Source organism: Brucella sp. NBRC 14130 (genome assembly GCF_040371715.1).
Classification (GTDB): domain Bacteria; phylum Pseudomonadota; class Alphaproteobacteria; order Rhizobiales; family Rhizobiaceae; genus Brucella; species Brucella intermedia.
The window spans coordinates 676,838-697,510 of record NZ_BAABTE010000001.1; the positions used below are offsets into that span (position 1 = coordinate 676,838).

Here is a 20,673-nt window from a genome sequence, read left to right on the forward strand (position 1 = left end):
CCGTGGTTCAGCCTTGGGGCGGGGCTTTGAGGCCGTCATTCGATGACCTCATGTGCGCGGGAGGTCGCGATAATGCGATCAACATGCGCCAAACCGGCATCGGTCTCGATAAAGTTGGATATGTCGCCGATCTTTTTGAAAGCAGCAGCAACGGCTTCTGGCGTCCGCTCACTTTTCGGCAGATAAACGCCTTCACTTTCCACAATCGCCATACGGGCTACAGTGCCCGCGCCTGCCAGAAGCACGGTGCGGCTTGGCGCCTGATCGCTGACAAGGAAGAGAGCCGCAGGAACCACATTTTCGGGTGCGAGACGTACCAGCATTTCCTCGTCCAGCACATCGCCGGTCATACGGGTTGCCGCTGTCGGGGCAATCGCATTGACATGAATGTCATATCTATCACCCTCAAAATGCAACACATTCATCAGACCAACGAGCCCCGCCTTGGCCGCACCATAATTGGACTGGCCGAAATTGCCATAGACGCCCGACGTGGACGTCGTCATCAGGATGCGGCCAAAGTTCTGGCCTTTCATAATGTCCCAGACGGCACGGCTGGCGTTGACCGAGCCAATAAGATGCACATCCACCACCGCGCGAAAATCAGCCATTTCCATTTTCGCGAAGCTCTTGTCACGCAAGATCCCGGCATTGTTGATGAGAATATCGATGCGACCGAATTCTTCGACTGTGCGCTTTGCCAGCGCCTGCATATCTTCCAACTTCGTGACATTGCCCGCATCAGCAATGGCGACGCCGCCCCTGGCGCGTATCTCCGCAACGACCTTTTCTGCCGCTTCAGAGGCGCCGCCGGTGCCATCACGGCTGCCGCCAAAATCGTTCACGACGACTTTTGCGCCGCGCCCTGCAAGCTCAACGGCATAAGCACGCCCAAGTCCACCGCCGGCACCCGTCACGATTGCAACACGATTCTCGAAAGAAATAGCCATATGGTCCTCAACTTACTGTCAGTATGAGCCAGTCAGCGGCGAGTGCTGGCTTGGTTTCGTCTTTGATTTCAATAGTCGCTGCAAGGGACTGGAGCTGACCATTACCCTTTGGTTGAACCGATTTGGAGCTGAACACACCTCGAATGGAAGCTCCCACCTTTACCGGTGAAAGGAAGCGAACCTTGTCGAAACCATAGTTGACTTCAATCGTGCCACTTGCAACCTCCGGCAATACCTGGCGACTGAGCTTGGTCAATAGACCAAGCAGGAGAAAACCGTGGGCGATAGTTCCGCCGAAAATACTTTCCGCCGCTGCGCGTGCCGGGTCGGTATGAATGAATTGATGATCGTCAATCACATCTGCAAACCGATCCACAAGCTGCTGATCGATCTTGATCCAGTCCGAATAAAGGGGCTGGCTTTGTGCGTCTGCTGGGCGTGCACACGCAACAGAATTAGGGCTAGTTTCCAAATTACATCCTCCAAGCGTCGAGAAATGGACAGCAGCCCATTACTTAACAACATACTGAGTAGTATGCACTTGAACGTAGCTCTGTCTAGTGGCATTCTGACATCGAAATTTGCTAAGCTGCCGCTTACCTATGCATAAATCGGAGAAGCAGATGGCTGAAAGCCGCCGTAATAACCGAACGGACAGTACCGGGAATGTCGTAATCCTGGAAACCGCCGCTCAGTGCTTCATGGAGCAAGGCTTCGCCACAACAAGCATTGATGATGTGGCGCGCAGGATGGGTTCGACCAAAGGGCGCATTTATCACTACTACTCGTCGAAGACGGATTTGTTTTTCGACGTGCATCGCGAAGGTATGGATCGGCTGTTCAAGGCTGTCGAACCGGTCATGACGATGAACAGCTCGGGCCTGCACCGACTTGAGGAAATGCTCATGGCGCATGCGCTCGCCATGATGACCAACGTCGCTTTCGAAGCCGTCGTGGTGCAAGGCGTCCATATGCACAAGCTAGCAGCAACCACGCCAGATCAGCGCCGCACACTGAACGAACTTATTTCCATCCGGCGCCGTTTCGAAGGTTTATTCAAGCAGGCTATTCGCGATGGAATAGAGGACGGCAGCATTCGGCAAGTTGATATATCAATAGCTGCCAAGGCGGTGCTCGGCGCGATCAACTGGTTGTCCATTTGGTATCAACCGAGAAGCGCAGAAACCGAAAACGACAAAATCACCTTAGCTAAGGAGATCGTGGGAATTCAGATAAATGGGCTTCGTTTATCCAACTAAGCATACGCTAGCAAACAATTGTAACATCCGAGATTGTACCTTGCCGTGTCCGAAACCATTGTCGGCAAAGCGAGGCCGAAGTGTATGCATTTATCGCGTTGATTAGTCGGAGTTACGCCGAGTAGAAATTGGCCCAACGATCGAAGCGAGGGTGAGTCCTGGGCTCGCGGTGCGTTAGGTGGCGTGAGGAGAACTCTAATCATAAAAAGAACGAATCGAGCCAAGTTGCCTGTCAAGGACCGCGGCAGGTCCAACAACATCGCAGATATTCTGGTAAAGGAAACGAGCGGGATTGACGTTCGTTTCTTCGGTAACGCTGATGTCTTGGAACTCCCGACGCTTGTAAGAACGCCGCACAGGTCAAGGCGCAGAGAGGTGAATACGGACTGGCCGAGAATGTCGATAAGGTCATTCTCTATGGCTCGATCATGGCCAGCGGCTGCAGAAGAACGCACCCTGGCGTAACAAGAAAAAGCGCTAAAGAAGCCCGAATAAATGAATGGCCCGGATATCCGGGCCCTTCATTTATGTCGATCAGAAACGAAATGTCTTCACTTCGTTTCCGCGCTCGATATTTCGGTTTTCGTGATGACGGACAGCCTCTGCATTTTCAATTTCGTCTTCCTGCAGATGTTTCAGGACCATTCCCAGACGTTCCAGCGCCGTTGCCTTGTTTCTATGCTGAGATCGCTCATGGCGCGCGATCAGTTGGATGCCCGTTGGAATATGAACAACACGTACGGCACTGTCGCTTGTGTTCTGGTGCTGACCGCCTGGACCACCAGCACGCAAAGTTTCGAAGCGAACATCATTTGGCTGAATGACAATGTCATTAATTGCTGGCCGCGCGATCCTGCTCACCGAAATAAACCAGTGCTGCCGCTTATGCTGCGGTCGAACTGGGCTTTTGAAAACCAACCGATAGCGAGTCAGCCATAAGATCATTCATTGCTGTAGACAGGGGGGGAGATGTCAGACCTTACCGTAGAAACGGCGGCGATCGACTGGGTGGATGTTACTTGCTGAGTTTTGCGGCCATCGGCAGTGATCGGCGAAACTGGCAGGCCGGGCGGGATTCGAACTTTTAGGGCGCGCTCGACTGACGCTCCGCCATTCCGCAGTATATGTCAGCTTTCGGGGACTCTTGGGGCGCACGGGCGTAGACTGCCGGAGGAAGCCGGCGGCTATAAGGTGGGCGTTCTTGTGCAGAGCAATTTCGGCAAGCGGCGGACCGATACCCGGCTCCTGCTTCATCAATTGAAGCGTCTTGCGCGGCCCGTGCCGATCGGTATCGGCCGCGTGGGTGGCTTTGGTGGCAATGGCAGCGGCGATATCTTCATTGCCTTTTCCACCGCCAACGAAGGGGCTTCAGCCGCGAGAAGAATGCGACAGCCAAAGCCGTTTCCAACGACGAGAGGGACCCGTTGATCCATGCGACGGCGCTCGCGTGGTCAATGCCGTGGTGGCGGCGGGAACCGCGACGACAACCTGTCCTTCGCGATCACACATGGCCATCAGCGGGGGAACCTCAGGAAATACAACCGCCGCAACCAATAGCTTGGATTGCGCGCGCTCAGTCTGCGTTCTTCGGTCGGTGCGGCTTGCCGGGCACCTGTTGACGCAGACTGTTGACGAGATAGCCTCGCCTCCCATTTACTCCAGATAAAGGCCGTTCGCTTCGTCTCGTCGCTCTGGCGTTGGACGACCGGTTGGTGAGCAGGAGTATCCATGGCCAGTCCCGACACTGTACCTTCCGAGCCAGCCGCGAGCGGCTCGCTCGCGATCGGCGACGTGACAATCATCGATAATGCCAAGCTGAAAAAAGCCATCACGGCGGCCGCGCTCGGGAACGCCATGGAATGGTTCGATTTCGGTGTCTATGGCTTCGTGGCCTATGCGCTCGGACAGGTCTTTTTTCCCGACGCTTCGCCCGGCCTTCAGATGATTGCTGCGCTCGGCACGTTCTCGGTGCCCTTCCTGGTGCGTCCGTTGGGTGGAGTGTTTTTCGGCGTGATGGGCGACCGATTTGGTCGTCAGAAAGTGCTGTCGCTTACCATCGTTATCATGGCCGTCAGCACGCTTTGCATTGGACTCATTCCGTCTTACGCGCAGATCGGGATCTGGGCGCCGATTCTGCTTTTATTGTGCAAGCTGGCGCAGGGTTTTTCAGTCGGCGGCGAATATACCGGTGCCGCCATTTATGTCGCTGAATATGCGCCCGACCGTCGACGGGGGTTTTTGGGAAGCTGGCTTGATTTCGGCTCCATAGCGGGCTTTGTGCTTGGCGCGGGGGTGGTGGTGCTGATTTCGACTATTCTCGGCGAAGAACGTCTTCTGGAATGGGGCTGGCGCCTTCCATTTTTCCTTGCGGCCCCGCTTGGCTTAGTGGGGCTTTATCTGCGCCGCGCGGCGGAGGAAACGCCGGCGTTCCAAGAACAGCTGGAAAAGATGGAGCAGGAGGACAGAGATGCAGTCCAGAATCCACCGCGTATCTCCATCCGGGTCATTCTGCGCAAATTTTGGCACGCGTTCGTCGTGTGCATTGGCATCGTGCTGGTAACCAATGTCACCTATTACATGCTGCTTACATATATGCCGAGCTATCTGTCCCACAACCTGAATTATTCCGAGGACCACGGCGTGCTCATCATCATTGTGGTGATGATCGGTATGTTGTTCGTGCAGCCGGTCGTGGGTTTTGCGAGCGACCGCTTGGGACGTAGGCCGTTCATCATGGCGGGCAGCATCGGGCTGTTCGTTATGGCATTGCCCGCCTTCAGGCTCATCATCAGCGGCAATATCGGTTTCATTTTCCTGGGTCTGCTGCTTCTGGCGGTGCTGCTTAATTTCCTTACCGGTGTGATGGCATCCACCCTGCCGGCCATGTTTCCGACACGCATCCGCTACAGCGCTCTTGCAAGTGCTTTCAACGTATCGATCATCGTGGCGGGCCTTACTCCCACGCTTGCCGCCTGGCTGGTCGAAAGCACCGACAACCTGATGATGCCGGCCTACTATCTGATGGCCGTGGCTGTGGTGGGGTTTGTAACGGCACTCATCATGAAGGAAACAGCTAACCGCCCGCTGCGTGGCGATACGCCCAACGCTTCCAGCCATGCGGAGGCGAAGGAACTGCTGCAGGACGCTTATGACCATATCGAGCAACGCGTCGAGGATATCGACGCCGAGATCAAAGCGGTCCGTGCCCAGCTCGCGGAGCTGGAGGCGCGGCGCCGCGACCTGGTGAACCAGCATCCTGAACTGGAGTAAAAGCAACGGTGCCTTTCGTCAAGCGACCCATCGGCTTTCGGGAATGGCGGCACCGGTCGCATAGCGGAGATCGAGGCCGTACCATCTCACGCGGCTGCAGGAAAACTCACTGCGGGCGGTTAGACTCGCCATCGCAAGCGCAGCGCAGGCCTCGGGAGGATCATCGGCGACAGCGGGATCCCTCGTCCACGAGTATTAGTTTCCGCCCCACAGTTGCATGAGTTCCAACCCTCTCCCGGAAATGCGTTAAGCCTATGGCAACGGATGAGGCTCAATAATCAGTCACACCACTGCATCCTATGCTTCAATATCCTCGCCTGCGGTCGATCTCTCCAATAAGCGCTTCGTCTCTATGCAGCCGCTTGAGGTTTTCAACCAGTACGTCTGCCGCGCCTTGGCTGTCAGTCATGCAAGCGATATGCGGGGTAACGATCACCTTTGGATGAGACCAGAGTGGATGTCCGGAGGGGAGCGGTTCCGGTGCTGTTACATCAATGAAGGCGGAGGAAAGCTGGCCGCTATCGAGCGCTGCAAGAAGCGCGTCGTAATCCGTCTGCGGCCCGCGACCGACCAGAACTACGCTTGCCCCTGTGGGCAAGCAGGCCAAAAATTGGGCATTGATCAAGCCTTCCGTCTCTGCCGTGAGCGGTAGCAGACAGACCAGAATGTCTGTTTGCGCAACGAATGTCCTAAACCCTTCTGCCCCGGAGAAACAACGTACGCCCTCGACATTCTTCTCGCTTCGGCTCCAGCCGGACAGAGGGAAGCCGAAAGGCTTGAGGGCCGACAACGCAGCCTGCCCCAGATATCCAAGCCCCATTACACCTACCCGACGGCAGCGGGCGCTTGGCTGGGGCAACGTCTGCCAGATCTCCCTACGACTGTGTTCCAGATAAGCGGGCAATTGTCGGAATAGAGCCAGCACGGCGAGTGTCACGTATTCCTGCATCATACGGGCAAGACCCGGCTCGGTCATGCGGACGATGCGGATATGAGCAGGGATCTCCGCCTGGAGAAATTGCTCTACACCCGCCCCGCTTGAGAAAATAATCTCAAGCGCAGGGAACCGATCCTGCAGCCTGTCAGGAACCTGCCAGCATAGCAAATGACGCACCCTTGCCGAAGCATCGGCATCCAACTCCCCTGAGAGGAACTCCACTTCCGGCAATTCGCGCGCAAATACCCCGCGGATTACTCCGGCGCGGGCCGGATCGAGGGAACAATAGAAAGCCATAACGCCTCCCCTTGCGCGACACGCAACCCGCGTCGCGCATCCATATAAATCAATGATTAAGAACGCGGCGCAGGAAGTCCTGCGTACGCGGATGCTGTGGCGCGCCGAGCACTTCCTTTGCCTTGCCCTGTTCCACGATGACGCCGCCATCAAGGAAAAGTACCCGATCAGCCACGTCGCGGGCGAAGCCCATTTCGTGCGTTACGACCAACATGGTGAGCCCCTCGTCAGCAAGGCTGCGCATGACATCGAGCACATCGCCCACCAGTTCAGGATCGAGCGCTGACGTCGGCTCATCGAACAGGATCGCCTGCGGGCGCATTGCTAAGGCACGGGCAATCGCAACACGCTGCATCTGACCGCCGGAAAGCTGGCCCGGGTAATGGTCGGCCCGGTCTCCTAGACCTACGCGCTGAAGCAGGTGTTGGCCGTATTTACGAGCTTCACTTGGGTTTTCGCCTTTGACGTAAACCGGTCCTTCAACGACATTTTCGAGGGCCGTGCGATGTGGAAACAGGTTGAACCGCTGGAAAACCATCGCCATCCGCGTGCGGAGATCGCGGATCGATCGATCCTGCGCGTCAACCCGCTGACCTTCGATCAAAATGTCGCCACCCTGATAGGTTTCGAGCCCGTTCAGGCAGCGCAGCATCGTCGACTTTCCCGACCCAGAAGGGCCAATCAGACAAACGACTTCACCCTTCTGCACGTCAGCGCTGATGCCTTTGAGGACCTGAAGCGGACCATAGGATTTTGTGACGTTCTTTATTTCAATCATCGCCATGATCAATGTCCGTTTCTTTTACCAAAGAGCTTTTCAAGACGCCCGACAGCCATCATCAGCGGCAAGCTCAGGCAGAGATAGAACATGGCAACCAGCGTATAGACGCTCATATTCTTGAAGGTCGAAGCAGCGAGCAGCTGGCCTTGCAGGGTCAGTTCGGCAACCGTGATGGCAGACGCCTGCGAACTGTCCTTCAAGAGCATGACCATTATGTTGCCATAGGGCGGCAGGATCACTCGAACGGCTTGCGGCAGGATCACGCGGCGCATCGTCATGAACCAGCCCATACCGATGGATTGCGCGGCTTCTGTCTGCCCGTGATCGATGGCCTCGATGCCGGCACGGAAATTCTCTGCCTGGTAGGCCGAATAGGCAATTCCGAGGCCTATGATACCGGCCTGAAGAGCGGAAAGCGCAATGCCGAATTCCGGTAGAACGAAGTAGATATAGAAGAGCTGCACCAGGATAGGAATGCCACGGATCACATTGACGATAGCTCCGGCAACAGCCGACAGCCAGCCGATTCCCGACACCCGCATCAGCGCCCAGACAAGCCCCAGAAGGGTCGAAAGGACAAGTGAGCCCAGCGTCACGAGGAGTGTATATTTCACGCCTTCCAGCAAGATCGGGAAGAACTCGCGGATGTCCATAAGGAAGTTTTGCATTGACTTTAACTCTATTTATTTGGCGCGATCAAACGCGGATGAGGCGCTGCGGCCGGTAAGCCCCGTTTCGGGCGCAGGCCGAGAAGCACAAAGAGCTTCTGCTTGGACGCGCGTGGAGCACACCTGAATTGTGAGCATGGGGATCAATCCCCATGCTCACACCGGAATTATTTCAGTCCGTATTTGGCAAGAATTTTCTGAAGCGTGCCGTCCGACTTGATGCGGGCGATGGCTGCATTGATTTTGGGCATACGTTCGTCGCCTTTGCGGAGGGCCAGACCGAACTCGCCCCCGGCCGACGCTTCATAGCTCTCGACCATCTTCACCTTGGGGTAGCGGCCCTGCGAGAGGTAGTAGGCAGCCATTGGTCCATCCCCGAAGCCGGCATCGATGCGCCCGGCATTCACGTCAGCAATGATATCGGGAATGCCTTTGTAGACCTTGACATCACTGAACAGGCCGCTCTTCCTGAACAGATCAACGAAGGTGGTTCCCACCTGTACGCCGACGGTCTTACCCTTGAGATCCGCATAGGTCTTGTAGGCCGTATCATCGGAAACCGGCACGAAAACGCCTTCACCATAGCCATAGACCGGATCGGAAAAGTCCACGATTTTTGCGCGCTCTTCAGTGATGAACATTGCCGAAGCAATCATATCGATCTTGTTCGCGGTGAGCGACGGCACGAGCGCCGAAAACTGTACGGCCTCGAATTCCGCCTTGATACCGATATCGGGTTCGATGGCCTTGACCACATCGATCAACACGCCATCCATGGCCTTGGTTTCCGTGTTCACAAAGGTAAACGGCAAACCGGTGGGAGACGAACCTACTTTGACCGCTTCCTGAGCCAAGGCAGGCATTGCGCCCCACATGATGATCGCCGTAGCTGCCAAACCAAAAATTTTCTTGAGACGCATGGCATTCTCCTTCCTAAATGCAGCGATAAGTTTTCTATTCGAAACGCCGGTCGTGAAACCACGTTTGATAAAGTGAAATTTGTTGTGACCAGCGTTCACGGTGCAGCTTCTCAATTGCGTTCACCCTGGAAGCTGGCACTGTTTCTCAACGCCCGTTCATTGGATGCTGTTGCTTCCAACTTGCGATCCTTTCGTTCAAGGTCGGCAAAAACCAGCGGCATGAACCAGGCTTTTCCGCGCCAGGTCGGCACAAACTGCGGCGCGCGAAAATCGAAACTGCTTTCGCTGTTCGGCACCCCCAGTATTTTCTGCGCGACCTTGAAGCCGAGCCATGGTGCCCAGACAACACCGGAGCCACAGAATCCTGTTGCATAATGCACTGCCCCGCGCTGAAAAATTCGCGGAACCATGTCCCTGTTCATGGCTACATAGCCGAACCAGCTATGCGAAATACCGACACCTTCCAGTTGCGGAAAAACCTTGCACATTTCCGTATAGTTACGTTGCGTAGCGCTATCCGGATCGCCGCGGCTCGTAACATCCCGACCACCAAACAAGATGCGTCGCCCATCCGGCGACGGGCGGAAATAGTAGGTCATCGCCCGGGTGTCGGTGAGCATTTTCAATCCTGGCACCAACGCGCTTACACGTTCCTCGCCCAGATCCTCGGTTGCGATTATTCGGGAACGCAATGGCACCAGTCGCTGACGCAGCCAGCGGTCCGAATGATCGGTATATCCGTTCGTGCAAACAAGGGCATCGCGCGCCCGGGCACGACCGCGTGCGGTTACTACCGTTTTCCTATCAGCTCCTTGGTTGATGCCTTCCACGCGACATTCGCTGTGGATCAATACTCCCTCAGCAACGACCAGCCGTACCAGTTCTGCATGAAACTTTGCGGGATGCAGGCCACCAATATCCATACGAACACTGCCGCCCGCATAGAGGTCAGTCGCGATATGCCGGTGGACCTCGCTAAGAGGAACCGCGTAGGATTCGACACCGGTTGCTCGCTGGATAGCTTCAGCGCTTCGCGCCATGGCATCATATTCTGCGCGCGTCATCGCACCGCTGAATCGACCCACAAGCTTGAAATCCGCGTCAACGCCTTCATTGGCCAGAAAATCGATCATGAAGCGACGCGCTTCATGGCCTTCAGAAGCAATCTTTGCCGCCCGTTCCATACCGAATTTGCGGATCAGCGTCTTGTCATCGGGACGAATATTGCCACTGGTAAACCCGCCGTTACGACTGGAAGCACCAAAGCCAAGTTGTTCCCGCTCGAAAACCTGAACCTTGCGCCCGGCTCTCGCCAGATAAAGTGCAGCGCAAAGGCCCGCATAACCGGCGCCAACGATGGCCACATCGCAGTCCGGCTCGATGGCACGTTGTCCGACGCTTCGCGGCGGGGCGGCCTCCCACCAGTAGGGCGTATCCTTGTGAGCCATTTCTGACATGTCCCCTCCATGTTCTGGATGGATTTTGTTTTTAGTTTATTGAATGTATGACGATTATGAAGCAGAATACTAAAAACTAATCAACCCCGATTCATTCGAGTTCGTAGCGAGAGCCATTAAAAGATGCCAAAAGTGAACAAGGCAGAGATATCGCGGATCGCCCCTATCAGCGAACCCACACCGAACGATGCGGGGGATATCGGAGCACGTATCCGTACGCGCAGGCAGGCACTGGGCCTCACTCTTGGCTATCTGTCGGAAGTGTCAGGCCTATCGACAGGGGCGCTGTCCCAGATCGAACGCGGTCTGGTGTCGCCAACGGTTCGCACCCTTTATACTATTGCCGATGTGCTCTCCATGAGTCCGGCGCAGCTCATTGACCCGCAGGGGTTCGCAGCTGCAGCTCGCGCCAATCCCTACGTATTGCGGGCAAGCGAACAGCCCGAAGTGTTGAACGGTGGCGGTGTCATCAAGCACCGCGCTTCGCCAGAACTCATTGAAACCATGAAGTCCTTCGCGGTGCGGATCGTTCCGGGAGGGAGTTCCGGTGAGGAGTGCTATACCCATTCCGGCGAGGAGCTAGGGTATGTCATTTCGGGCAGTTTCACGTTGCAGATTGAAGATGCTCAATATCTGCTTTCAGCAGGTGACGGATTTGCCTTGCCTTCAACGACCCGCCACAGATTCTTCAATAATAGTGAAGCGGAAGCTTTCGTTCTCTGGGTGAACAAACCCGAGTGAAATCACCTGGCAGGCCAAAAAAAGCTGGAGAAAGATGAAAATGGCAAGCAGTCCTGAGAGCTTCTCGCGCTCGCTCTGGTGGAACGCGGCTGGCGAAGCAAAGCCGAACCATCCCAAACTGAACGGCGTACACGATGCGGACGTCGTTATTATCGGCGGCGGCTTTACGGGTCTTTCAAGCGCATTGTTCCTTGCCGAGCGTGGCAAGACGGTCGTGGTCCTTGAAGCGCGTCATGTCGGCTTCGGTGCATCTGGACGTAATGGCGGACAGGTGATCCCCGGCTTGAAGCACGATCCGGAAGATCTTATTGCGACCTATGGGCTCGAACATGGCAAGCGCATGATCGACCTTGTAGGGGGCGCAGCCGATCTTGTCTTTAGCCTTGTGCGCGAACACGCTATCCTATGCTCGCCCGTTCGCGCCGGATGGATTCAGGCCGCCCATTCTCAGCTTGCAACCGCTGCCGTTCACAAGCGTGCCCGACAATGGCAGGCGCAAGGCGTCGAAGTCGAGATATTGGACCGCGAACAGATTGCCAGACTTTCCGGCACGGAGCGCTATTTCGGTGGATGGCGTGATCCACGCGCCGGCGCCTTGCAACCGCTGGATTATGCCCGAGGGCTGGCGCGGGCCGCTTCGGCACGCGGCGTTCAGATTTTTGAAGATTCGTCCGTCACGTCTCTCACGCACGAAAACGGCGATTGGGTGGCACGGACGGCGCGTGGAGCAATTCGCGCGAGAGAGGCCCTCGTCGCAACCAACGCCTACACCGACAAACTCGTGCCGAATCTCGCCCAAAGCATTCTTCCTGTGCAAAGCATGCTGATCGCGACAGAGCCCCTTTCAGAAAAGCAACGCGGGGAAATCATGCCGGGGGGTGTGGTACTTTCCGAAACGCGCAAGATTGCTTTTTATATGCGTCAATCAGTAGACGGGCGTTTTCTCATTGGCGGACGCGGCGCCGTGGGAATGAACGAAAAGAAGGCACTCATGGAAGCGCTGAAGGCCGGAATGGTTAGGCTGTTTCCGCAACTGGATGGCATTGGCATCGACTATCACTGGTCCGGTCATGTGGCGCTAACGATGGATGGCCTGCCTCATCTTCACAATCCCGCTCCAGGTTTGCACGCAATGCTTGGCTATAACGGCCGAGGCGTAGCGATGGCGACCGCTTTTGGCAAGATGTATGCCGAATACATCGCCGAAGGCCGCCCCATGGTTTATCCCACCACGCAGATACCGCGCCTTTCCTGGCACTCGATCCGCAAACCCGTCATGGATGTTGGCATCCGCTGGTATTGGGTCAAGGACAGTCTTGGATTCGCATCGAAATAAACCCTCTGCAGAAAGTACTGGACTTGTTGAAAAACGTAATCAATCTGGGAATTGCGCCCTCTTGCGCCGCGGATTTGGAAGCAGCTTTCCAAGCCCTCACTTTGAATGGACAGTCTACTGAACCCTTCGGCGTCGGACGCGCTGTTCTTTCAGGAGAAGGAAAGGGGACGAAAAGCCTGTTCCCCTCTATTGTAATGGTTCGTGAGGGCTCTTTATCGCTCGTGGACAGTAACGGTTTCGAAATCGTGCTGGCCAAGGGTGAGGCCGCGAGCCTACCCGCGTCCAGTTTTGCATGGAAGGCACAGGCGGCCGATTGCGTAATCCTCACGATTCATCAGGGGACCGCGCCAGTGTCGTTCACCAAACTCGACCTTGACCATCCCATGGTTCCCGGTGGCGCGCCCAATGCAGCGCTGCTTACCACGCCCGCTCCGACGACTCATCGTCACGAATTCCAGAGTGACGATCCACTTTCCTGGGGCATTTGGGCGACTACGCCTTACGCCCGCCATCCCATCAACTATTCCTTCTCTGAACTGATGATGCTGCGCAAGGGCGACGTTACCTTATCCAACCCAGACGAGGGGAGCGTGTCTTTTGCGGCAGGGGACATTTTCCTTATTCGCCCCGGCGCTATCGCCGCGTGGAGCAATCCTACGGATCTGCAGAAGTTTTGGATCATCCACGAGCCAGATTAGGTCACATACCCTTGTGCTCCACTGTATCCATCGATTTGAAGGCAGTGATAGCCCCCTTGTTCCGATGAAGTGCGTGATACCCTGTTGACGACCTGAGGATTTTGAACGTAAGCGCGATTTTCGATGCGGATTGACGGCTGTGGCACCGCTAGAGCCGCCTTGCATCGGAAGCGATATCCGGCTCCGTTAGGCGGCGGAGGTTTTCGAGAAGTTGATCGGTAGCAGGTCGCCGATGTCGGCGTCGTCGTCTCGCTGCGGCACTCCGTGAGCACGTGCCGCAGCCAGATCAGAGTGTCCACAGGCGCGGCATGTCAGCATCAAACTATAGATCACTGCGCTGGCCCTGGCTCCGTCAGCAGTGTCGCTGAACAGCCATGATTTTCTTCTGGTCGCAAAACTCTGATGTCACATTCCAAAATATTGTTATCGATCGGCATCCTGCCGTCGCTGATGTAACGCGTCAGGCCATTGCCCATTCACTGATGGGCAATTCCGAACTCCTGCTGCTCGAGGAACCTTCGCTAGGTCTGGCGCCGATTATCATTCACCAGATTTTCGAGATCATGATCAAGCTCGCCGAGGCGGGTGTCTCCATTGTTCTGGTCGCACAGAATGTCGATCTGTCCCTCGAAATAGCCGATTATGTTTATGCGTTCGAACATGGCGAGATCCACGTCTCCGGCCCGGCTGACAAGTTGTCCGGCGATGCGCGCGTGCGTGAAATCTACTTGCCAGCTTAACTTGTTTATCAAACGGCAAAGGGGATTATTCAGTAAAGTAAATGATACCCCCTATAGCCACTGAAACCGGACACCAGCCTTCAATGGGACAATACGAATTTGGAGAAAGATCTCTTCTCAATTTAACCTCGATCTACATGATGACGTAGGTTATGAAATACTTTGTCCAACGACAACGTCCTTTGCCGTGAATGGAGCGCCGCTTGCCTCTGCCAATAGGCGATGTGTTGATTGCCAGTCGATACTGGATTCCATGTTTGGCATGGTCAATGCGCTTCGCTCCGTCAGACCTCGACCCCTTCATTTCGTTGGTCAAAGCTTGCAGTGACGGGCCATCATTTCGGCGAGGTGTTCCCGCCCCTCTTCATGCAACTTTTTGATCGCTGCACTCATATCTGCTGCCCGCTCATCCTGTCCCAGCTTGAACTTGACTTCCATCTTCTCAATAGGCATTTCGTAGCCGACAATATTGCGCAGACGCCGCTCCAGACCACCGGGGCCGAGTTCCTTCATCTGCCAGGGGTTGTCACGACCCTTCTCCATATGTTTGACGAGTTCGTGGAGATGCTTTGCAGTCGCTCCTTCCGATAAGATTTTGGGCGTGCCATGGATATGAGCAACCATGAAGCTCCAGGTCGGCGCGCTGTCCCTTTCCGGACAACCCGGATACCAAGACGATGACACATAATGACCAGCATCCATCAGGATTGCAATTGATGGCAGGCCACGTTTCAGAAACTCAACATGATCGTTGGATGCAGCAACATGCGAGACCAGCGTGCCGTTTTCGCCGCGTGTCCGATCCATTATGAAGACCGGGTGCGATATTGCAACACCATCCTCATGACTGGCTTACCACGAATGATGCCTTGAAGACCCATAGACCTCATAAGTCGAGCCACAGTGCAGCGGGCGACATCGAACCCCTCACGCTTCAATTGCCGCCAGACCTTGCGAACGCCATAAACGCAGAAGTTTTGCTCGAAGACACGACGTATCTCGATCTTCAGACTGATATCGTTGCGGGTGCGGACCGACAGCCGGTTGATGTCCAGGCGCTTGGCGACGTTCTCGTATTAGGTTGACGGGGCAATCGGCAATAATCTGCAGATCGGCTCGACCCCAAACACGCTACGGTATTCGTCAATGAATGAAATCATCGTTTGAAGGGGCGGTCGAGCTCCGCCTGGGCAAAATAAGCAGACGCTTTGCGCAATATCTCATTGGCCTGACGAAGCTCGCGATTCTCTCGCTCAAGAGCCTTCATCTTCTCGGCGACATCGCTCGGCAGGCCTGCTCGTTTACCAGTGTTGACCTCGGTCTTCTTCACCCACTCATGCAGGGTGGCTGGCGAACAACCAATCTTGGTAGCGATTGATGAAACGGCAGCCCACCGAGAAGGGTGCTCTGCTTCGTGATCCAGCACCATACGGATGGCACGTTCACGCACTTCAGGTGAAAACTTGTTCGTTGTTTTGCTCATAGTGGCCCCAATCTCTCAGAAGTTGGAGCCTCCGGCAAACCCGGTTCGGTTCAGTTTAGATATCTGCGCCGTCAGGAGACCAATGAGGCGATACAAGGATTGGCCAAGAAGGGAATATCAATTCGGCAGATTGTCCGGCAAACCGGTCATAGTCGAAAACTGGTTCGCGATGTCCTGCGTGGTCAACGCCTCGATGTATTCCGAACGAAGCCGAGTTCGCTGGATAACTGGCTGCCATGGCTTAACAACCGTTGGGAAGAAGGGGCGCGAAACGCCTTGGCGCTGTGGCGCGAGATGAAAGCAAAAGGCTTCCCAGGACAGAGCGGTGTTGTCTCGCAATGGGCACAACGTCGACGTTTGGCTGAGAAGGCAGGCCAGAGCGGATTTGCGCGCACGCCATCGTCGCGGGTTATTGCTCGACTGATGACCGCCGCACGCGATGACCTGGCAAAATCCGAGGCTATCCTTGTCGCGGCAATCGAAGTGAACGTTCCGGAGTTGGTTGCTGCCCGCAAGGCCATTGGGGACTTTCAATCTATGATCCGTTCAAAGTCAGCGGCGAAACTTGAAGGCTGGCTTGAAACCGCCAGGGACAGTTTGATTGGGTCCTTTGTAGGCGGCGTTGAAAAGGACCTCGATGCAGTCCGAAATGCTATCGTCTCCCCTTGGTCGAACGGGCAAACAGAAGGCCAAATTACCCGCCTGAAACTGATCAAACGCCAGATGTACGGGCGCGCAAAAATCGACCTTCTGCAAGCACGGCTGATTGGTACATCATAGGGCTTCTACTTCAGCAAATCTGCGTCAGAGCCGAGAATTGACCCGCCTTTTAATTAATGTTCGGGTTTTTATTCACGGTCAAGTTTCGTGTATTCCTTTGCTCGTTTTGGTTCCTGAGCGGAACTGTTTTTGAACCTGAAGCTTTCATTTCCGGTTTCCAGTATGTGGCAGTGATGGGTGAGCCTGTCGAGCAATGCAGTCGTCATTTTGGCGTCTCCAAACACGCTTGCCCATTCACTGAAGCTGAGATTGGTGGTGATTATGACACTCGTGCGCTCGTAAAGTTTGCTGAGCAGGTGGAATAAAAGCGCGCCACCGGATGCACGAATGGTAGATATCCGAGCTCATCAAGAATGATGAGATCAGAATAAATGTAAGCGTGTAGGCGATCCCACGTAGCGCGTTTGTGCTTGGAAGCTCATTTTCTGCATGAATCATGCGGAGAGTCATATGAGCGACAAGGTGAATCAGGTTCGGACATTCGAAGTTTTGACGGCGACGCCGTCGCGACGTTCGCCGCGGCATTGGTCTGATGACGAGAAAGCGCGGCTCGTAGCGGAAGCGTTTTCGCCGGCAGGCACGGTGGCGGAGGTTGCGCGCGCCTATGAACTGGACGTGTCGCAACTTTATGCGTGGCGCAGGAAGGCGCTTTCCAGGGGGGCGATGGCGCCATTGACGGTGCGATTGGGCGGACGAACCATGATGGAAAGCGAGCCGGCGAAGTTCACGCGCTTTGAGGCGAGCGGCGGCGCGACGGTGGAGATCGTGATTGGCGATGTCGTCATGCGGGTACGCGGTGATATCGATCCGGACCAGTTGGCGGGCATTATCGGCGCGGTGCGCAAGGCATGATTGCTTCCGGCGTTGTGGTTTACGTGTCTTGCCAACCGGTCGACTTCCGCAAGGGAGCCGCATCGTTGATGGCGTTGGTGCGGGATGGCGGCCTCGACCCGTTCAATGGCGCGCTTTACGTCTTCCGGTCGAAACGGGCGGACTGTGTCCGCATTGTCTGGTGGGATGGCAGCGGGGTCTGCCTCTACTCGAAAACCCTGGAAGAGAGCAGCTTCTGCTGGCCGGGCATATCGGCGGCGCGGGTGCGTCTCGACCATTCACAACTGATGGCGCTTCTGGCCGGAATGGATTGGAAAAAGATCCGTCCAGCCAAGGTCCGGCGACCGTTGCTGACGGGCTGATACCTGCCTGCGGCAAGATGAATCATGATGGTGTAATGGTTGGGAAAATGGCCGCATTTGTGCTCTATTTCTCCCATGGTTTTGCCTGCTTCCGAATTACCAGATGACGTCAGTGCGCTGAAGGCGGACCTGCCAGCTGTTCCGGTTTCATAAACCGGAACATAATCATTTCAAACTGGATCATAGCCGCAAGCAGCAAATTATCTGGCGCACAGGATCGTAGCTTTGGATATCGTAGCGTGCTATAGCGTGGTTGCGGGGGTGTGCAACCACCGATGCCGACATTCATTGCAAGTACCTGTTTAGAAACAAGATATCATGGCTCTTTGCCTTTCTCCTTTAGGATCAGCCGCTAGGTTGGTGAAATTTGGGAGGTATTCCAGCACCACGGACGGATAACGATTGGAGAAAAACCATCATAGTTACGAACATTGAGGCGAACTATGATGACAGAGTCTATCAATCTTCAAACGGAAGCAGACTACGAGGCCGCGTCGGCTGAGGCAACCGCTTCCAACGAAGTGATGAAGCGCGACTTCGGCGTTCAAGTCGTTCGCATATCACAAGGCCTTGAACTTTTATGTCAGGTGATTACTTTCGGTGGTACGGCGTGTGCTGCGTGCGCCCAGGGAATGCCCTGACTACGGAGACTGTTTTTAACCGTTTCTGACAGGGAGTTGCCCATGGCTGGCCGCATCCAGAATACTATCCGCAATTTTCTCGACAGCGAATCCGCAGGTGGCCTGCTTCTGATCGCCTCGGCCATCGCCGCCCTGATGGTGGCGAATTCCCCGGTCGCGGATTCCTATTTCCATGTACTGCATTTCCATCTGGGGCCCCTTTCTGTCCAGCACTGGGTCAACGACGCCATGATGGCGGTCTTCTTTCTGATGGTCGGCCTCGAGATCAAGCGTGAAATGGTTGACGGGCATCTTTCGTCATGGCCCCGCCGCATTCTGCCCGGTGCAGCCGCAATGGCCGGGATGGCCGTGCCGGCAGTCATCTATCTCGCCTTCAACCTGAACAGCGGCGCTTCTCACGGATGGGCCATTCCCGCCGCCACCGACATCGCGTTCGCGCTTGGCGTCATATCTCTGCTCGGCCCGCGGGTTCCAACCTCTCTCAAGGTCTTTCTCGCCGCTCTCGCCATTATCGACGACCTCGGTGCAGTGGTCATCATAGGCCTGTTCTACACCACTGGCGTCTCGGCAATTGATCTCGGACTGGCTGCCTTGGTCTTTGCGATTCTTCTCGTCCTTAATCTTACGGGTGTGAAGCGTCTCCTGCCCTATCTGATCCTTGGACTCCTCCTCTGGATCTTCACCTATCGCTCCGGCGTCCACGCAACGATTGCAGGTGTCCTGCTGGCGTTGACGGTGCCGATCAAACGAACACCCGCCGCACCCGAGGCCCATATTTCCGAAAGCCCGCTACACCTCCTCGAACATAGCCTGATCAAACCCGTATCTTTCGTTATCGTTCCGATTTTCGGTTTTGCCAATGCAGGCGTGAACTTTACAGGTCTGGGTATCGATGCAGTCTTTGCTCCGGTGACCATGGGTGTGGCAGCGGGGCTGGCACTTGGTAAGCTCATCGGGATTTTTGGCGCGGTTCTGATTCTTGTAAAGAGCGACATCGTCGATCTGCCTGCCGGTGCAAGCTGGCAGCAGATGTTGGGAACGACACTTCTTTGCGGTATCGGCTTCACGATGAGCCTGTTTATCTCGCTGCTCGCCTTCAACGACGTGCTCCTTCAGGATGAAGCAAAAATAGGAATTCTGATCGGCTCTCTGATCGCCGGCCTGGCTGGCTATATCGTGCTGAGACTATCGAAACGCGCTGACGGGCGTTTTATATCGTGAGGCGCGATTCCGGCAGATTTCCATGTGCCGGAACACCCGACCCTCCTTGCATACTATGTGCGACAGTTGATCCAAGGCAGATCGCGCTCTTCGCTGCTCGAACTGTCCCCAAGAATTATATAGTCAAACCCGCCTGGCGCGGGAGGAAATTATTCTTCCGTCTAACAACGTCCAAAAGCACTTGGGATTTTCTCCGGAATGCTATAGCGTTTTTCTCTCGTTCCAAGGGAGGAAATTTGCGAACGTGGTGAGGGAAATGATCTTCATGAATCTCCCTGCTTCGCAGCAGATTGTCGCGGCACAGCGATATCTATGAAAGGGAGGAGGAAACATGAAATTCCTGGACAAGAAGACGGCCGTTTCTCTGGCGACAGCGCTTGGATTTGTTCTCGGCGCGGCGCAGGCCCGTGCCGAGGAATTCGTCAATATCCTGACCGGCGGCACCAGCGGGGTCTATTATCCACTCGGCGTTGCCATGGAAAAGATCTATTCCGGCATCCCCGACGTACGGCCTTCCGTTCAGGCCACGAAGGCATCGATCGAAAATATCAATCTGATCAACAGCGGCCGTGGTGAAGTCGCCTTCACACTGGGCGATTCCCTGCGCGATGCCTACGAGGGCAATGAAGCCGCCGGTTTCAAGACGAAGCTCACCAAGCTCAGCACGCTGGCGGCTATCTATCCCAATTACGTCCAGATCGTCGCCTCGAAGGAATCGGGCATCAAGACTCTGGCCGACCTGAAGGGCAAGCGCCTTTCCGTCGGCGCGCCGAAGTCCGGCACCGAACTCAATGCGCGCACCATTCTGGAAGCGGCGGGCCTTTCCTACGACGATCTGGGAAAGATCGAATATCTGCCCTTCGCGGAATCGGTCGAACTGATGAAAAACCGCCAGCTTGACGCCACCCTGCAGTCTTCGGGCCTCGGCGTCGCCTCGCTGCGCGATCTCGCCAATTCGGTTGAAATCAATGTCGTTGAGATCCCTTCGGACGTTATCGAGAAGATCGGTGCGCCCTATCAGGTCAACACGATTCCCGCGAACACCTATACTGGGCAGGACAAGGATGTCGTGACCGCCTCGGTCATCAACTATCTGATCGTGCGCCCCGACATGGATGAAGAACTGGTCTACCAGATGACCAAGGGCCTGTTCGAGAATCTCGACCAGCTTGCGGCAGCGCACGCTTCCGCCAAGGCGATCAAGCTCGACAAGAACACCATCGTCTCGCCCGTTCCGGTCCATCCCGGCGCAATGCGCTATTTCAAGGAAAAGGGGATCGAATAGATCGCCGGCAGATCGG

21 protein-coding genes, 3 pseudogenes and 1 other annotated feature are annotated in these 20,673 nt (G+C 55.5%); of the genes and pseudogenes, 12 read left to right on the forward strand and 12 right to left on the reverse strand.

Translation table 11 applies throughout. The features are described from left to right. Window positions 1-35 precede the first annotated feature (35 nt). Together ABWW28_RS03305 and ABWW28_RS03310 are read right to left on the reverse strand one after the other, a co-directional pair. Window positions 36-950 carry an SDR family NAD(P)-dependent oxidoreductase gene (locus tag ABWW28_RS03305; protein ID WP_025090616.1) on the reverse strand — a complete coding sequence of 305 codons (915 nt, stop codon included), beginning with the start codon at window positions 948-950 and terminating at the stop codon, window positions 36-38. A 7-nt stretch (window positions 951-957) separates the two neighbouring features. Then, entirely contained in the window at window positions 958-1,422 is a 465-nt protein-coding gene (locus tag ABWW28_RS03310) for a MaoC family dehydratase (RefSeq protein WP_025090615.1), read from the reverse strand. A gap of 151 nt (window positions 1,423-1,573) precedes the next feature. Between ABWW28_RS03310 and ABWW28_RS03315 the strand changes: the two genes are divergently transcribed. Continuing rightward, window positions 1,574-2,209 carry a TetR/AcrR family transcriptional regulator gene (locus ABWW28_RS03315; RefSeq protein WP_006473182.1) on the forward strand — a complete coding sequence of 212 codons (636 nt, stop codon included), beginning with the start codon at window positions 1,574-1,576 and terminating at the stop codon, window positions 2,207-2,209. A 534-nt stretch (window positions 2,210-2,743) separates the two neighbouring features. Here the strand turns inward: ABWW28_RS03315 and ABWW28_RS03320 are convergent. Continuing rightward, entirely contained in the window at window positions 2,744-3,154 is a 411-nt protein-coding gene (locus ABWW28_RS03320) for a peptide chain release factor-like protein (protein WP_025090614.1), read from the reverse strand. A 258-nt stretch (window positions 3,155-3,412) separates the two neighbouring features. Between ABWW28_RS03320 and ABWW28_RS03325 the strand changes: the two genes are divergently transcribed. Next, window positions 3,413-3,637, forward strand: a complete 225-nt coding sequence (locus ABWW28_RS03325) for a P1 family peptidase (RefSeq protein WP_376787018.1) — start codon at window positions 3,413-3,415, stop codon at window positions 3,635-3,637. Between the two features lie 300 nt (window positions 3,638-3,937). Next, on the forward strand, window positions 3,938-5,479 hold the full coding sequence (gene proP / locus ABWW28_RS03330) for a glycine betaine/L-proline transporter ProP (RefSeq protein WP_006470019.1): 1,542 nt from the start codon (window positions 3,938-3,940) through the stop codon (window positions 5,477-5,479). Between the two features lie 304 nt (window positions 5,480-5,783). Here proP and ABWW28_RS03335 read toward each other — a convergent pair whose 3' ends face one another. The 5 genes from ABWW28_RS03335 to ABWW28_RS03355 form a co-directional block, all read right to left on the reverse strand. Then, on the reverse strand, window positions 5,784-6,713 hold the full coding sequence (locus tag ABWW28_RS03335; RefSeq protein WP_006470018.1) for a 2-hydroxyacid dehydrogenase: 930 nt from the start codon (window positions 6,711-6,713) through the stop codon (window positions 5,784-5,786). A 49-nt stretch (window positions 6,714-6,762) separates the two neighbouring features. Next, a complete protein-coding gene (locus ABWW28_RS03340) occupies window positions 6,763-7,491 on the reverse strand; it encodes an amino acid ABC transporter ATP-binding protein (RefSeq protein ID WP_006473184.1) in 729 nt (242 codons plus the stop codon). 8 nt (window positions 7,492-7,499) lie between these two features. After that, window positions 7,500-8,162, reverse strand: coding sequence for an amino acid ABC transporter permease (locus ABWW28_RS03345; RefSeq protein WP_006470016.1), 663 nt, complete (start codon window positions 8,160-8,162; stop codon window positions 7,500-7,502). Window positions 8,163-8,329: 167 nt separating this feature from the next. Then, window positions 8,330-9,082, reverse strand: coding sequence for an ABC transporter substrate-binding protein (locus ABWW28_RS03350; RefSeq protein ID WP_006473186.1), 753 nt, complete (start codon window positions 9,080-9,082; stop codon window positions 8,330-8,332). A gap of 110 nt (window positions 9,083-9,192) precedes the next feature. Beyond that, on the reverse strand, window positions 9,193-10,530 hold the full coding sequence (locus ABWW28_RS03355) for an NAD(P)/FAD-dependent oxidoreductase (protein ID WP_006473187.1): 1,338 nt from the start codon (window positions 10,528-10,530) through the stop codon (window positions 9,193-9,195). A 132-nt stretch (window positions 10,531-10,662) separates the two neighbouring features. On the opposite strand from ABWW28_RS03355, the gene ABWW28_RS03360 reads away from it, so the two are divergent. The 3 genes from ABWW28_RS03360 to ABWW28_RS03370 are packed head-to-tail and all read left to right on the forward strand — an operon-like array spanning window position 10,663 to window position 13,314. Then, on the forward strand, window positions 10,663-11,280 hold the full coding sequence (locus tag ABWW28_RS03360) for a cupin domain-containing protein (protein WP_006470013.1): 618 nt from the start codon (window positions 10,663-10,665) through the stop codon (window positions 11,278-11,280). A gap of 40 nt (window positions 11,281-11,320) precedes the next feature. After that, window positions 11,321-12,616 (forward strand): NAD(P)/FAD-dependent oxidoreductase, encoded by a 1,296-nt coding sequence (locus ABWW28_RS03365; protein WP_006473188.1) that lies wholly within the window; start codon window positions 11,321-11,323, stop codon window positions 12,614-12,616. 23 nt (window positions 12,617-12,639) lie between these two features. Beyond that, entirely contained in the window at window positions 12,640-13,314 is a 675-nt protein-coding gene (locus ABWW28_RS03370; protein ID WP_006473189.1) for a cupin domain-containing protein, read from the forward strand. 186 nt (window positions 13,315-13,500) lie between these two features. Here ABWW28_RS03370 and ABWW28_RS03375 read toward each other — a convergent pair. Next, window positions 13,501-13,778: pseudogene (locus ABWW28_RS03375) on the reverse strand (IS66 family transposase); the annotation flags it as partial. On the opposite strand from ABWW28_RS03375, the gene ABWW28_RS03380 reads away from it, so the two are divergent. Continuing rightward, entirely contained in the window at window positions 13,740-14,054 is a 315-nt protein-coding gene (locus tag ABWW28_RS03380; protein WP_235693813.1) for an ATP-binding cassette domain-containing protein, read from the forward strand. The pseudogene ABWW28_RS03375 and the gene ABWW28_RS03380 overlap by 39 nt on opposite strands. Before the next feature lie 312 nt (window positions 14,055-14,366). On the opposite strand, the gene ABWW28_RS03385 is transcribed toward ABWW28_RS03380, so the two are convergent. Together ABWW28_RS03385 and ABWW28_RS03390 are read right to left on the reverse strand one after the other, a co-directional pair. Then, window positions 14,367-14,861, reverse strand: coding sequence for an FMN-binding negative transcriptional regulator (locus ABWW28_RS03385; protein ID WP_006470008.1), 495 nt, complete (start codon window positions 14,859-14,861; stop codon window positions 14,367-14,369). Between the two features lie 26 nt (window positions 14,862-14,887). Further along, a pseudogene (locus tag ABWW28_RS03390) lies at window positions 14,888-15,537 on the reverse strand (IS3 family transposase); the annotation flags it as partial. Beyond that, window positions 15,140-15,256, reverse strand: a sequence feature (AL1L pseudoknot). It overlaps the preceding pseudogene by 117 nt. Window positions 15,538-15,636: 99 nt before the next feature. Here ABWW28_RS03390 and ABWW28_RS03395 point away from each other — a divergent pair. Next, the gene (locus ABWW28_RS03395; protein WP_006470005.1) at window positions 15,637-16,317 is read left to right on the forward strand and encodes an ISL3 family transposase; all 681 of its coding nucleotides are present in this window, start codon (window positions 15,637-15,639) and stop codon (window positions 16,315-16,317) included. A 68-nt stretch (window positions 16,318-16,385) separates the two neighbouring features. Here the strand turns inward: ABWW28_RS03395 and ABWW28_RS03400 are convergent. Next, window positions 16,386-16,690 (reverse strand): annotated as a pseudogene (locus ABWW28_RS03400) (ATP-binding protein); the annotation flags it as partial. 77 nt (window positions 16,691-16,767) lie between these two features. Between ABWW28_RS03400 and ABWW28_RS03405 the strand changes: the two are divergent. The 4 genes from ABWW28_RS03405 (at window position 16,768) to ABWW28_RS03420 (ending at window position 20,657) form a co-directional block, all read left to right on the forward strand. After that, window positions 16,768-17,169 (forward strand): transposase, encoded by a 402-nt coding sequence (locus ABWW28_RS03405; RefSeq protein ID WP_006473258.1) that lies wholly within the window; start codon window positions 16,768-16,770, stop codon window positions 17,167-17,169. Continuing rightward, a complete protein-coding gene (gene tnpB, locus ABWW28_RS03410) occupies window positions 17,166-17,510 on the forward strand; it encodes an IS66 family insertion sequence element accessory protein TnpB (protein ID WP_006470002.1) in 345 nt (114 codons plus the stop codon). The genes ABWW28_RS03405 and tnpB overlap by 4 nt, the downstream gene beginning before the upstream one ends. Window positions 17,511-18,193: 683 nt before the next feature. Next, window positions 18,194-19,372, forward strand: a complete 1,179-nt coding sequence (gene nhaA, locus ABWW28_RS03415) for a Na+/H+ antiporter NhaA (protein ID WP_039853465.1) — start codon at window positions 18,194-18,196, stop codon at window positions 19,370-19,372. A gap of 331 nt (window positions 19,373-19,703) precedes the next feature. Continuing rightward, on the forward strand, window positions 19,704-20,657 hold the full coding sequence (locus ABWW28_RS03420) for a TAXI family TRAP transporter solute-binding subunit (protein WP_006469999.1): 954 nt from the start codon (window positions 19,704-19,706) through the stop codon (window positions 20,655-20,657). The last annotated feature ends 16 nt before the right edge of the window (window positions 20,658-20,673 follow it).